The following is a 12865-nucleotide window of genomic DNA, read 5'->3' on the forward strand; positions in this document are numbered from 1 at the left end:
TCAGGCGGCGTCCACGGTCATGTCACCGGACGCCTCCAATGCGGCGATCTCGTCCTCGGAGAGGCCGAACTCGGCCAGGATCTCGCGGCCGTGCTGGCCGACCAGCGGCGCCGGCCGTTCTATGGTCGCGGGCGTCTCGCTCATCTTGACCGCCGGGGCGACCACCTGCACCTTGCCGCCGCGCGGATGGTCGTAGCTGGTGATCATGCCCATGTGCTTGACCTGCGGGTCCTCAGCGGCGCGGCGGATATCCTTCACCTCGGCGCACCAGATGTCGGCTGCCAGCAGCCGCGCCAACAAATCCTGCGTGGCGAATTTCCTGGTCTCGGCATTCACCTTCTCGAAGACTTCATCGCGCTTGTCGAACAAAGTCTTGAGATCGTCGTAGACGGCAAGCTGCGGCGCCTCCAGCACCTCGTAGAGCGTCTTGAACGGGCTCATGGCGATCGACACGTAGCCGCCGTCGCTGGTCTCGTAGATGCCAAACGGCGCCTGCATGCCGGGATGGCCGATCCCGGAATTCGGCCGCACGAAGTCCTCACCAAGGTTGAGCACCGCTACATATTCCTGGTTGAGGTGCGCCAAAAGGCCGGCCAGCAGGTTGACCTCGATCTTCTGGCCCTTGCCGGTCTTCTCGCGATAATAGAGCGCCGACAGGATGCCGTAGACCATGTTCATGGCGCCGATCTGGTCGGCGAGGCCGGCGCCGGCGGGAACCGGGGCTTGATCGCCGCGGCCGGTGTTGGCGATCAGCCCTGCGAGCCCCTGGATCAGCATGTCCTGGCCGGGGCGCTCGACATAAGGCCCTTCCTCGCCATAGCCCGAGCCCGAGCAATAGATGATGCGCGGATTGACGGTCTTGAAATCCTCATAACCATAGCCGAGCTTGGCCAGCACGCCTGGGCGGAAGTTCTGCACCACCACGTCGGCGCTTTTCGCCATTTCCATGATGATGGCATGCACCTTGCGGCTCTTCAGGTTGAGCGCGATCGAACGCTTGTTGCGGTTCCAGGCGAGGAAGTTCGGGCTCTCCGAGCCGCCGACCCATTTGGCGAAGAAGGTCATGCCACGGAACATGTCGCCGGCGCCGGCGCGCTCGATCTTGATGACATCGGCGCCCATGTCGCCGAGCAGCTGGGTAGCGAACGGCCCCTGCAGCAGATGGCTGAAATCGAGGATGCGGACGCCTTCGAGGGCCTTGTTCATGTCATGTCTCGTTTCAAAATTTTCAAAGCAGTTCGGGAACGTAGCGCGGCGCCGCCGTCAGCCCGCCATCGACGCGCAGGTCGGTGCCGGTGGTGAAGCCGGCGGCATCGGAGGCAAGATAGACGGCGGCCTCGGCCACTTCCGAAGGCTCGCCGATACGGCCGAGCGGATGCATCTTGACCCAGGCCTTGGCAAGATTGCCGCCGATCTCCTTGATGAGTTTGTCGTTCATCGGCGTGTTGATGGTGCCCGGCGAGATCGAATTGACGCGGATGTTCAGCGGCCCGAATTCAACCGCCATCTGGCGTGTCATCGCCATGACCGCGCCCTTGGCACCGGCATAGGCGGTCCAGCCATCAAGCCCGATGTGGCCTTGCGCGGAGGCCATGTTGATGATCGAGCCCGATTTCTGCGCGATCATGTGCGGCAGCGCGTATTTACAGCCGCGAAACACGCTGGTCAGGTTGACTGCTATCAGCCGGTGCCACTGCTCGTCGGTCATCTCGTGCACCGGCATGCCGCCAATGGCAATGGCCGCGTTGTTGACGAGGATGTCGAGGCGTCCCGTCTTTTTGACGGCACTGTCGATGAGGCCTGAAATGTCGGCCTCCTGCGAAACGTCGCAATGCAGATAGTCGGCGCGGTGGCCGGCGGCGCGAAGTGCGGCCGCGAAATCCTCACCAGCGCTGTCGGCGATGTCGCCCAGGAAGACATGCGCCCCTTCGCGCGCCATCGCTTGCGTGATCGCGTGGCCGATCCCGTCGGCCGCACCAGTGATGACGGCGATTTTTGCTTCAAGACGAGCCATCTTCAGCCTCCATTCGCACGCCGGCGTTTCGCTTCATCAAGGGCGACCGCGGCAATGATGATCATGCCGGTGATGACCAACTGCCACTCGGTCGGCAGGCCAAGCCCGCGCAGGCCGTTGGACAGGAATTGCAGGATCAGCACGCCCAGCGCCATGCCGGTCAGGCTGCCGATGCCCCCCGCAAGGCTGACCCCGCCGAGCACGGTGGCGGCAACCACCTGGAATTCGAAATTGAGCCCCGCCGTATGCTGTGCCGAGCCGACCCGCGCGGCCAGGATGATGCCGGCGACCGTCGCCAGCAGCGCGCTGATGATGAAGCAGATGAACTTGACCCGCCGCACGTCGTAGCCTGCAAGACGGGCCACTTCCTGATTGCCGCCGACGGCATAGATTTGCCGTCCGAACGGCCGGTGCTGCATCATGTAGGCGAAGGCGGCGAGCAGGACGATGGCGATGACGGCCGAATAGGGGATGACGTTGAACAGGCGGCCATCCGACAGCGCGATGAAGCTGTCGAGGCTGGCATCGTCAGGGATCGCGCGCTGACCAGTGTAGAGATAGACGCCGCCGCGCATGATGAACATCGTGCCCAGCGTCACGATCAGCGAGTTGATGCCGGCATAGGCGGTGAGATAGCCGTTGACGACACCGATGATCAGCCCGAACAACAGCGCGCCGCCGACGCCGAGCAGCAGCGAATTGGTGTCGTTCATGATGATGATCAGCGGCAGTGCAATGGTCGCCAGCAGCGATCCGATCGAAATATCGACCTCGCCGGAAATGAAGACGATGGCGCAGCCAATGCCGGCGGTGAGCGCGAGCGAGGCCTGGCCGAGCACATTGGTCATGTTGCGCACGGAGAAGAAATTCTCGACGGTAACGGAGAAGAAAGCCAGCACCAGCACGAGGCAGACCAGCAGCGCCAGTTCCTGCCGGGCAAAGAGCCGCGCCAGCATGGACGGCCGGGCTTTCGCGGAGACTGTATTCACAACGCTCATGTCTTATCCGATCGCCGCATTGAGGATCTTCTCCTGCGTGGCTTCGTCGCGCGGCATGATCGCGGTCAGGCGGCCTTCGCACATCACCGCGACCCTGTCGGCAAGACCGAGTAGCTCCGGCATTTCCGACGTCATCATGATGACCGCCAGGCCTTCGCCGGCGAGCCGGTCGATCAAGGCGAATATCTCCGACTTGGCGCCGACATCGATGCCGCGGGTCGGCTCGTCGACGACGATGACCTTGAGGCCACGCATCAGCCAGCGCGAGATCAGCACCTTCTGCTGGTTACCGCCTGAGAGGTTTTTCACCTCTTGGAACAGGCTGGGCGTCTTGATGCGGAAGCGGTCGACGTAATCCTGCACCGCTTTGTGTTCCCTGGCCCTATCGACGAAGCCCATGCGGGCGAAGGCGCCGAGCGAGGCGAGGCTGGCATTCTGGTAGACAGGCAGCTCGCCCATCAGCCCTTCGCTCTTGCGATCCTCGGTGAGCAGACCGATACCTAACCTGACGCCGGTGCGCGTATCGTGCGGCGAGAGGCGCTGGCCGTCGACGGTGATCGTGCCCGAAGTGATCGGATCGTAACCGACGATCGCCTTGGCGAGTTCGGTGCGACCGGCGCCCATCAGCCCGAAGAAGCCGAGCACCTCGCCGGCGCGCGCCTCGAAGGACACGCCGTTGAGCTTCTTCGCCGTGCTGAGCTTGTCCACTGACAGGGCTACCTTGCTAGCCGGTGCGCCACGCTTGCGGGGAAACAGATTTTCGATGCGCCGGCCGATCATGTCCTGGATCAGCGTGTCGTTGGTGTGCTCGCCGATCGGCTTGGTCGAGATGTGGCGCCCGTCGCGCAGCACCGTCACCGTGTCGGCGATCTCGAACACTTCGTCGAGCTTGTGGCTGACATAGACCACCGCGATGCCAAGGCCGGCAAGCCGGCGGATGACGGTGAACAGCAGCGAAACCTCGTTCGGCGTCAGCGAGGATGTCGGCTCGTCCATCACCACCACTCGGGCTTCATGAGCGAGCGCGCGGGCGATCTCGACCATCTGCTGCTGACTGACCGGCAGCGAGCCGGTGCGCGCCGCCGGATCGACGTTGAAGCCGATGCGGTCGAAGAGCGCGGCTGAATCGGCGCGGATCTTCTTCCAGTCGATGGAGCCCGTCCTGCCGGTCGGATAGCCTTCCAGGAAGATATTCTCGGCAACGGTGAATTCGGAGATCAGCGCGATCTCCTGGAACACGACCTTGATGCCTTGCTTCAAGCTGTCGCGCGGCGACTTGATGTCGACCTCGCGTCCGCGCATGCGAATGGAGCCGGCGTCCTTGCCGTAGACGCCGGCCATGATCTTGATCAGCGTCGACTTGCCGGCGCCGTTCTCGCCCATCAGCGCATGGATCTTGCCGGGCTCCAGGGTGAAGTCGACATTGTCGAGCGCCACGACGCCGGGAAAGCGCTTGCCGATGCCGCGCAATTCCAGCGCCGGCACATCGGTATCGATGGCCGCGCCTTCGCCAGGATGCAGGAAATCAACGGACATTGGCTCTGTTCCGGATGATGTCGAGATAGGTTGCCAGGATGATGACGATGCCCGGCACCACCATCTGCAAATCCTGGTTCCAGCCGAGGATGATGATGCCGTTGTCGATCACCTTCAGCACCAGAACGCCAAGCAAGGTACCGAACAGCGAACCGCGGCCACCAAGCAGGCTGGTGCCGCCGAGGATGACGGCGGCAATCACCGTCAGCTCGAAGCCACGGCCGGCGGTCGGCTGGCCGGCATTCATCAGCGACGACAGGATCATGCCGGCAACACCGACGCACAGGCCGGTGACGACGAAGGCCAACAGCTTGAGCCGTTCCGAGCGAATGCCTGACAGGCGCACCGCCTTTTCATTGGCGCCGACCGCGTAGAGGTAGCGGCCGAGCGTGGTGAAGCGCAGCGTCACATAGGCAACCACGAAGATCAGCGCCGCCAGGATGACGGGAACCGGCACGGGGCCGACATAACCGGCGCCGAGATCGGTGAAGTTTGCCAATTGGTTGTGGTTCTGCACCGCCTCGCGCGTGAAGAGATAGACGCCGCCCTGCAGCATCATCATCGTGCCGATGGTGGCGATCAGCGAATTCACCCTGAGCCTGGTGACGACCAGCCCGTTGAACAGGCCGACCCCGCCGGCAAAGGCGAGCGCCGCCAGCATGCCGAGCGTAAGACTATGGGTGGAATTGAGCACCGCCATGCCGATGCAGCCGACGAAGGCGAGCGACGCGCCGACCGACAAGTCGACCTCGGCGGTGATGATGAGCATGGTCATGCCCGAGGCGACGATCAGCACCAGAGCGCATTGGCGCAGGATGGCGATGATGTTGGCCTCCGAATAGAATTGCGGCGCCGCGATCGAGATGGCGATGCACAGCACGGCCAGGATTGCGCCCAGCACGAGCTGGCTGCTGCCCAGAAGGTTGCCGCCGATGAAACGCTTCGACGCGGAGGCCTGTGTAAGCTCGCTCATTTCAGTCCATTCCCGGCCGTTTGCCTGGTCCCTCTGGAACCTGTCGTGTCGAACCAGGCATTTGTCTTGGCCACCGAAAGGTCCTGGCCGCCTGCCCTTCCCGCAACACGGGAAGGGCGATATCGGCCGGCCTTATTTCTTCAGGTCGGCGGAGGTCTTCATGCACTTTGCCGGCGGCTGCAGCGCGTTGACGGCATCCCATTTGATGGTGCGGGTGGTGCCGTCATAGTCATAGAACTTCTTCCAATCGTCGCCGTTCATCGGCGCGGTCGGGCTGACGATGTGCTCCGGCACTTCCTCATTGTTGAAAAGCTTCACCGCGGCATCGATGGCGGTAAAGCCTTCCTTCTCGGGGAACATCGCGGCTTCGATGCGGTAGGAAGGCTCGTTCTGCATCGCGTTGATGAAGGCAAGCCCTTCGCCGCCCGTGCCGACCGTCAACAGGCCATCCTGCGACTTGCCCGCCGCTTTCCAGGCCTGCAGGCCACCCAACGAGGACGAATCATTGATGCCGTAGATGATGTTGATATCGGCGTTCTTGGCCAGTGCCGCGGAGGACACTTCGAGAGCGCGGTCCGGATTGCCGCCGCCGTCGAGATCGTGGACCATGACCGCATCGGGGATGATGGTCTTCAGCCCGTCCATGAAGCCGTGCGAGCGCAGCACGGTGGCGGAAAGCAGCGGCAGGCCGACATTCATCACCTTGGCAACGCCGCCGAGCTTTTCCTTCGCGTATTTGCCGGCCTCGACGCCGGAGAAATAGCCGGTGTCGTAGTCGCAGATGGCGACCATGGTGGTCATGCCCTTGACCGGATTGCCTTCCAGCACGACCGGCACGTTGGCGGCCTTGGCCTGGCGCAGCAGCGGCACCACGCCTTCTTCGTTCACCGGGGTGATGATCAGCACGTCGACGCCCTTGGCGATGAAGTCTTCGGCCGCGGCGACCTGCTTGGCTATGTCGAGATTGGCATCCTGCACCTCGACCTCGATGCCGAGTTCCTTACCGTGAGCCTTCATGCCCTTGATGACGTTCTGATACCACTCATGGGTGGCGTAGTTGGTGACGTAGCCGATGCGCTTGGGCATGTTCTCGGCATGCGCGGCGGCGGCGCCGAGCGCCAGCACGGCGGCGGACGCAAACAGGATTGACTTGGACCAGAGCATTTTCTTCTCCCAGATTTATCGCTTTTGTTAGTCGCTGAACGGATAGTCCCGCCGTTCCGGGTCGGCACGTAAGGAGTTGGTGGCTTCGCCCCAGCCGAGTGCCGCCGATATCTTCTCGGCGGCGGCGCGGGTGCGTTCGAAGACGATTTCGCTGTCGAACCGCGCCGCCTTCTGCGGCAGCAGCGGCACGGTTAGCGCGGCGATGACGGCACCGGTGTGATCGTGCACAGGCATGGAGATGTTGGTGCAGGCCGCAACGGCCAAGGAAGCGCGCATCTCGTAGCCGAGCCTGGCGACCTCGTTCAGCCGCGCCTCGATTTCGGCCCGCGTGCCCTGGCCCTCACCGGCGGCCACGATGCGCTCGACGATGCGGTCGCGCTCGGCCCGGTTCGAATGGGCGAGCAGCACGGCACCCGAACTTGTTTCGAGGATCGGGAAATGCGACCCGAGTGCTACCGAGTAGCGCATCGGCAGCGGCGAATCGATCTGCAAAACCACCAGTGCGTTCTGGCCCTCGCGCACCACGAGATGGCAGCTCTGGTCGGCATTGGCGGTCAATTCGCGCATCACCGGCAGAGCGCATTCCACCAGCCGGTTTACCGGCGGATGCATGTGCGCCAGTTCGAACAGCTTCAGCGACAGCCGGAAACGGTCCGATTGCGTGCGAAAGATATAGCCCCGTTTCTCCAGCAGAAGCAGGATACGGTAGATCTCGTGAATGGAGCGGCCGAGGCCGGTCGCGATCTCGGTCTGGGTCAGCGTTTCGGCGCTGGAGGCCATGAATTCCAGAACGTCGAGCGCCTTCTCCACCGCCGGCACGCGATAGCCGTTGCGGCCGCTTTCGCCCTCGTCGAGCGTCTCGGCAACGCTGGCGGCCATCAGGCGACGCTCCGTTCCGGCTGGACTTGCCTGGTTTCGCGGTAGAGGCTGTTGACGTGGCCTGCGAGTTCGGTCGCCGACATGTCACCGGCTATGGCTGCGGCGGCATGCGGCGCGCATTCGCGGAAGAAGGCGATGAAGCCCGGATGGGTCGGACGCAGATAGGACGAGGCGATCGTCCGCAGCGTCGAGCCGAAGAAATCGCCGGAAAGACCATTGACCCCGGCATCCTTCCAGGCAGCCAGCGAACCCGGTTGTCCGCCAGATTTCACATAGTCGCCGCGCTGGTATTCGGGCGAGCACAGGAACAGTGCGTAGTCGATCGCGGCCTGCTTGTGCTTCGATTGGGCGCTGACGCCGATGCCGGCACCGCCGAGCAAGGCGCCGGCGGCTTGCGGGGTGGGCACGTCGGCGAAGCGCAGATGGGGCCTGTCGGGTTTCGAGGCGTAATTCACATAGCCGAAGGCGAACGGCACGTAGACAACGTCGTCATGCGCGATCATGTGGTCGTAGCAGCGGATCGGATTCCATTTCGACGAGTCCGGGTGCGAAAGCGCGACAAGCTCGCGCAATTGCGCAATCGCCTGCTCGACCATTTCCTTCGCGATGAATTGCTCGCCATCTTCCTGGGGACGGCCAAGCGTCAGAAGCAGACACATGGCGTCGGTCGGCACGAAGGGCAGGCCGAGCCACTTGCCGTCGCTGCGCGCGCGCCGGCCAAGCTCCAGCACGTCCTGGTGCGTGCTGGGCACCGGCCCGTAGCGCTCCAGCAAATCCGGCCGATAGGAGGCGACCTGGCAGGCGGCATCGATCGGCAGCGCCCACTGACGGCTGTTCTTCTGGTAGGAGCGCCAGGACGCCCCGACTGAGTCACGTTCGAAGAAATGGATCTGTTCGGCCGACAGATAAGCGTCGAACGGGACCATCAGTTCATCCTGGGCGATATCGCCGATGAAGGGATGGTCGAACACGACCAGATCGTAAGTGCCGAGCACCGGACCGAGGGCGCCCTCACCGAATTCATAGAGGCTGCGGCGGTCCCATTGGATCTCCAGGCCGGGATGCGCGGCGCAATAGGACTCGATGCTGGCGTCCAGCGGACCCCAGCATCGTCTATGATCCCACGCCAGTCCGCGCAGCTTCGTCATGCCACTCAAATCCTCCCGGCACCGGCAATAGCCGGCTCGCCATCGACACTAGCACCATTTTTCATATGCGCAACTTGTTTTCATTTGCGCAAAAAGCACACACATCCTCCCGACTGGCCGATGCAGGGTTCAAGCCAGATCGAAACGCTCCACGGCGCGCATGATGCCGCGCAGTTCAGCCAACCCCTTGAGCCGTCCGATAAGCGAATAGCCGGGGTTGATCTTTTTCTTGCCGATGTCGTCGGCAAGCAGATGCCCATGGTCCGGCCGCATCGGGATTTGCCAGTCGGCCCGGCCTTGCTCGCGACGACGCTTTTCTTCCTGCATCAGAGCCAGGATGACGTGCGCCATGTCGGTGCCGCCTTCGAGATGCTCGGCTTCATAGAACGAGCCGTCCTCTTCGATGGTGATGTTGCGCAGGTGGACGAAATGGATGCGGTCGGCGAATTCCTTGACCATGGCGACGATGTCGTTGTCGGCGCGCGTGCCATAGGAGCCGGTGCAGAAGGTCAGTCCATTGGCGGGACTGTCGACGGCGTTGAGGATGAAACGCGCGTCCTGTGCCGTCGAAACCACGCGCGGCAGGCCGTAGAGCGAGAATGGCGGGTCGTCGGGATGGATGCACATGCGCACCCCCTCCTCTTCGGCCGCCGGAATGATCTCGCGCAGGAACCAGGCGAGGTTGTCGCGCAACTCCTTCGGCCCGATCGAATCGTACTCAGCCAGGGCTTCGCGAAAACTGTCCCTGTTATAGCTGCGTTCGGTCGCCGGCAGGCCGGCAATGAGGTTGCGCTCGATCCGGTCGATCTGCTCTGGCGTCAGCATCTTCAGCCGCTTCTCGGCCTCGGCGATACGCGCCGGCGTATAGCTTGCCGCACCGTTCTTGCGCTGCAGCACGAAAAGATCGTAGGCCGCGAAATCGATCGCATCGAAGCGCAGCGCATAGCCGGTTGTCGGCAGGCGATACATTAGGTCGGTGCGGGTCCAGTCCACCACCGGCATGAAATTGTAGCAGATAGTCTCGATGCCGGCCTTGGCGAGCGCCCGGATGCTGTCGCGGTAGTAGCCGGCATAGCGCTCGCGCTCGGGCGCGCCGATCTTGAAGGAATTGTGCACCGGAATACTCTCGACGACCGACCATTTCAGGCCAGCCGCCTCGATGATCCGCTTGCGCTCGAGCACATCGGCCTCAGGCCAGGCGCGGCCGTCATAGATCTGGTGCAACGCGGAGACAACGCCGGTGGCGCCGGCCTGCCTGACATGTTCAAGCGTCACCGGATCATCGGGACCATACCAGCGCCAGCACTGTTCCATGAAGCCTCCTCAGGGTTGGCGGCGACCATATTGTCGGACCACAAGCCTGTCAACAGAACCTTTCCTTCGCCATACAGTTGATTTCCTGTGGATCGAGCCCTAGGGTGGTCCAACAAATAGCAAGGAGTTCTGCGGTGGAACAGGCGAGCCACGATTCGATGGAGGCGGCAGACGAAGCCGGGATCAGCAGTTCCGCCGTCGACCAGACCGTGCGGCAGATCCTCGACCTCATCCGCAATCGCGCCATGTCCATCGGCGATGTGCTGCCCACCGAACGGGAGCTTGGCGAACTGTTCGGCGCCAGCCGCAACACGATACGCGAGGCGCTGCGCACCATCCGAACCTATGGGCTGATCGATCCCAAGCCGCGCGTCGGCGCGGTGCTCGCCGATCGCCAGAATGTCGCGATCCAGAATTTTTTCGCCGCGCAAATGGACATATCGAAAACGTCCTTTCACGACATACAAGGATTTCGCCGCATCATCGAAGTGAGCGTCGGCGACCACATCATCCTCAATGCCAGCGCCGCCGAACTTGAAGCCCTGGACGAGGTCAATGGCCTGATCGAGACCAGCAAGGATGTCCAGGAAGCCGCGCAACGCGATTTCGATTTCCATCTGGCGCTGATGAAGCTCGCCGGCAACCGCATGCTGGTGCAGACTTATCAGTTCCTGTCGCCGGTCATCCTGCACATCATGACCGTCGGCAAATCCATCCGGCCGGTGCTGAGCGAAACACGCCACGCGCATGGCGAGATCATCGCGGCGCTGCGCGCGCGCGACCGCATTGCCTACTGCTACCTGATGAGCCGGCATCTCGATTTTGGCTTGCGCTTCGTTCCCGACGACCTCGAAAACGCCCGTATGTCGGCGGCAAACCCGGTGCATCCGGGTCCGGCATCTTCCAAGGATTTGCATCATGTCTGATTTTGAGAACAAGGTGGCGCTGATCACCGGCACGACCGGCATCGCGCTCGCCACTGCGAGTCGCCTGGCGCAAGGCGGCGCTGCGATCATCGCCTGCGGCATCGACCGGGCGGCCAATGCCGCCATGCAGGAGAGCCTCGCCAAGGCCGGAGCGAATGCGCTGGTGCAAACGGTGGATGTCTCCGTTTCCGACCAGGTGCGCGACGCGGTCGCAGCGGGCGTCGCGAGGTTCGGCGGCATCGACATCATCGTCAATTCGGCGGCGGTCCACCCCTACGGCACGGCGACCACCACCGACTGGGAAACCTGGAACCGGGCGATGACGGTCAATGTCGGGTCGATCTACCTGACCGCGCATTTCGGCATTCCCGAAATGATCCGCCGAGGCGGCGGTGCCATCGTCAATGTCGCCTCGGTGCAGGGGTTCGCCTGCCAGCAGAACGTCGCCGCCTATGCCACGACCAAGGGCGCCATCCACACGCTGACGCGTTCGCTGGCGCTCGACTATGCCGCGGCCGGCATCCGGGTCAATTCGGTCAGCCCGGGCTCGATCCGCACGCCAATCCTCGAGAAGGCAGCGCGTGGCGACAATGGAAGCGACGCCGATGTCGAAGAAGCCTACAGACGCTTCGGCGCCGCCCATCCGCTCGGCCGCATCGGCGAGCCGGAGGAAGTGGCGGAGCTCATCGCTTTCCTGTGTTCATCGAAAGCCGGCTTCTGCACCGGCGCTGACTACAAGATCGATGGCGGCCTCACCGCCGGCATCGGCGTCAAGTAGGGTAACGCGGATGAAGATCGGACTTGGCCTCTATCGCGATTCGCTGACGCCGGAGAATTTCCGCTTTGCCCGGCAGGCCGGCGCAACGCATGTCGTTGCGCATCTGACCAACTATTTTCGCGGCCGCGATCCCTCGCTGTCGGCCGGCACCGAAACGGATGGCTGGGGCGATTGTTCAACGGATGGATTGTGGAGCTACGAGGATTTCACCGGACTGGTGAAAACCGTACGCGACAACGGCCTGGAGATCGCCGGCATCGAAAACCTGTCGCCGCGCTTCTGGTCCGACGTGCTGCTCGGCGGCCCCGATCGGTCGAGGCAGCTCGACGGCCTCAAGCGCCTGGTGCGTGACGCCGGCCGGGCCGGCATTCCCTGCATAGGCTACAACTTCTCGATCGCGGGCGTGTGGGGCTGGCAGCGCGGGCCATTCGCGCGCGGCGACGCCATGTCCGTGGGGCTCGATTTGTCCAATATCGATCCCGACCTGCCGCTGCCCGACGGAGTGGTCTGGAATATGCGCTACCGGCCGGGCCGAGCCGGCGCCGCGCCTGTCAGGGTCTCGCAAGAAGAACTGTGGGAACGGCTTGGTGTCTTCCTGCGCGAAATCGTACCGGTGGCCGAAGAGGCCGGCGTCGTGATGGCTGCGCATCCGGACGATCCACCCGCCGAGGCGCTGCGCGGCACGGCGCGCCTCGTCAACCGGCCGCAGAAATATGACCGGCTGATGGATATCGTCGACTCGCCCGCCAACGGGCTGGAGCTCTGCCTCGGCTCGCTGCAGGAGATGCCGCAGACCGGGGAGATCTACAGTCATGTGCGCCGTTTCGCGCGGCGTGGCCGCATCGGCTATATCCATTTCCGCAATGTGCGGGGCAAAGTGCCGAAATATCACGAAACCTTCGTCGACGACGGCGACATCGACATGGCCGAGATCGTGCGCATTCTGCGCGACGAGAATTATCAAGGCGTCATGATACCCGATCACACGCCTGAGATGGCCTGCGACGCGCCATGGCACGCCGGCAAGGCCTTCGCATTGGGCTACATGCGCGCACTGGTGCAGAACGCCGACGCGCTAGGCCCGGTACGAAGCCGGGCACCCGACATGGCAGCGGAGTGAATAGGGGACGCACGA

Annotated in this window: 12 protein-coding genes; 3 read left to right on the plus strand and 9 right to left on the minus strand. The window is 63.3% G+C overall.

What is annotated here, in order from left to right; translation table 11 throughout:
* From FJ946_RS04890 to uxuA, 9 genes are all read right to left on the minus strand, one after another.
* The gene (locus FJ946_RS04890) at positions 1 to 1206 is read right to left on the minus strand and encodes a CaiB/BaiF CoA-transferase family protein (protein ID WP_140564401.1); all 1206 of its coding nucleotides are present in this window, start codon (positions 1204 to 1206) and stop codon (positions 1 to 3) included.
* A 22-nt stretch (positions 1207 to 1228) separates the two neighbouring features.
* On the minus strand, positions 1229 to 2014 hold the full coding sequence (locus tag FJ946_RS04895) for an SDR family oxidoreductase (protein ID WP_140497497.1): 786 nt from the start codon (positions 2012 to 2014) through the stop codon (positions 1229 to 1231).
* Between the two features lie 2 nt (positions 2015 to 2016).
* Positions 2017 to 3012: an ABC transporter permease gene (locus tag FJ946_RS04900; RefSeq protein ID WP_140515236.1), complete on the minus strand. Its 996-nt coding sequence runs from the start codon at positions 3010 to 3012 to the stop codon at positions 2017 to 2019.
* Positions 3013 to 3015: 3 nt separating this feature from the next.
* Positions 3016 to 4548 (minus strand): sugar ABC transporter ATP-binding protein, encoded by a 1533-nt coding sequence (locus FJ946_RS04905; RefSeq protein WP_140564402.1) that lies wholly within the window; start codon positions 4546 to 4548, stop codon positions 3016 to 3018.
* Positions 4538 to 5521, minus strand: coding sequence for an ABC transporter permease (locus FJ946_RS04910; protein ID WP_140515234.1), 984 nt, complete (start codon positions 5519 to 5521; stop codon positions 4538 to 4540). The genes FJ946_RS04905 and FJ946_RS04910 overlap by 11 nt, the downstream gene beginning before the upstream one ends.
* 132 nt (positions 5522 to 5653) lie before the next feature.
* Entirely contained in the window at positions 5654 to 6685 is a 1032-nt protein-coding gene (locus tag FJ946_RS04915) for a sugar ABC transporter substrate-binding protein (protein ID WP_027027652.1), read from the minus strand.
* A gap of 27 nt (positions 6686 to 6712) precedes the next feature.
* Positions 6713 to 7564: an IclR family transcriptional regulator gene (locus tag FJ946_RS04920; protein WP_140564403.1), complete on the minus strand. Its 852-nt coding sequence runs from the start codon at positions 7562 to 7564 to the stop codon at positions 6713 to 6715.
* Entirely contained in the window at positions 7564 to 8712 is a 1149-nt protein-coding gene (locus tag FJ946_RS04925) for an extracellular solute-binding protein (protein WP_140564404.1), read from the minus strand. Before FJ946_RS04925 ends, FJ946_RS04920 begins: the two co-directional genes overlap by 1 nt.
* A gap of 129 nt (positions 8713 to 8841) precedes the next feature.
* Complete coding sequence (uxuA, locus tag FJ946_RS04930) at positions 8842 to 10026, minus strand: mannonate dehydratase (RefSeq protein ID WP_140525113.1); 1185 nt, start codon at positions 10024 to 10026, stop codon at positions 8842 to 8844.
* 134 nt (positions 10027 to 10160) lie between these two features.
* Here uxuA and FJ946_RS04935 point away from each other — a divergent pair, with 134 nt between their 5' ends.
* Genes FJ946_RS04935 through FJ946_RS04945 form a run of 3 tightly spaced genes read left to right on the plus strand, consistent with a single transcriptional unit; the run spans position 10161 to position 12850 of the window.
* On the plus strand, positions 10161 to 10952 hold the full coding sequence (locus FJ946_RS04935; RefSeq protein WP_224671760.1) for a FadR/GntR family transcriptional regulator: 792 nt from the start codon (positions 10161 to 10163) through the stop codon (positions 10950 to 10952).
* The gene (locus FJ946_RS04940) at positions 10945 to 11730 is read left to right on the plus strand and encodes an SDR family oxidoreductase (protein ID WP_140564405.1); all 786 of its coding nucleotides are present in this window, start codon (positions 10945 to 10947) and stop codon (positions 11728 to 11730) included. Before FJ946_RS04935 ends, FJ946_RS04940 begins: the two co-directional genes overlap by 8 nt.
* A 10-nt stretch (positions 11731 to 11740) precedes the next feature.
* The gene (locus FJ946_RS04945; RefSeq protein WP_140564406.1) at positions 11741 to 12850 is read left to right on the plus strand and encodes a mannonate dehydratase; all 1110 of its coding nucleotides are present in this window, start codon (positions 11741 to 11743) and stop codon (positions 12848 to 12850) included.
* Positions 12851 to 12865: the final 15 nt, after the last annotated feature.

Source organism: Mesorhizobium sp. B2-4-7 (assembly GCF_006442685.1).
Classification (GTDB): Bacteria; Pseudomonadota; Alphaproteobacteria; order Rhizobiales; family Rhizobiaceae; genus Mesorhizobium.

Excerpts from the sequence above, each read along its gene's own strand:
- uxuA (WP_140525113.1), bottom strand. The coding sequence starts at position 10,026 with ATGGAACAGTGCTGGCGCTGGTATGGTCCCGATGATCCGGTGACGCTT.
- FJ946_RS04920 (WP_140564403.1), bottom strand. The coding sequence starts at position 7,564 with ATGGCCGCCAGCGTTGCCGAGACGCTCGACGAGGGCGAAAGCGGCCGC.
- FJ946_RS04900 (WP_140515236.1), bottom strand. The coding sequence starts at position 3,012 with ATGAGCGTTGTGAATACAGTCTCCGCGAAAGCCCGGCCGTCCATGCTG.
- FJ946_RS04890 (WP_140564401.1), bottom strand. The coding sequence starts at position 1,206 with ATGAACAAGGCCCTCGAAGGCGTCCGCATCCTCGATTTCAGCCATCTG.
- FJ946_RS04910 (WP_140515234.1), bottom strand. The coding sequence starts at position 5,521 with ATGAGCGAGCTTACACAGGCCTCCGCGTCGAAGCGTTTCATCGGCGGC.
- FJ946_RS04905 (WP_140564402.1), bottom strand. The coding sequence starts at position 4,548 with ATGTCCGTTGATTTCCTGCATCCTGGCGAAGGCGCGGCCATCGATACC.
- FJ946_RS04925 (WP_140564404.1), bottom strand. The coding sequence starts at position 8,712 with ATGACGAAGCTGCGCGGACTGGCGTGGGATCATAGACGATGCTGGGGT.
- FJ946_RS04940 (WP_140564405.1), top strand. The coding sequence starts at position 10,945 with ATGTCTGATTTTGAGAACAAGGTGGCGCTGATCACCGGCACGACCGGC.
- FJ946_RS04895 (WP_140497497.1), bottom strand. The coding sequence starts at position 2,014 with ATGGCTCGTCTTGAAGCAAAAATCGCCGTCATCACTGGTGCGGCCGAC.
- FJ946_RS04945 (WP_140564406.1), top strand. The coding sequence starts at position 11,741 with ATGAAGATCGGACTTGGCCTCTATCGCGATTCGCTGACGCCGGAGAAT.
- FJ946_RS04915 (WP_027027652.1), bottom strand. The coding sequence starts at position 6,685 with ATGCTCTGGTCCAAGTCAATCCTGTTTGCGTCCGCCGCCGTGCTGGCG.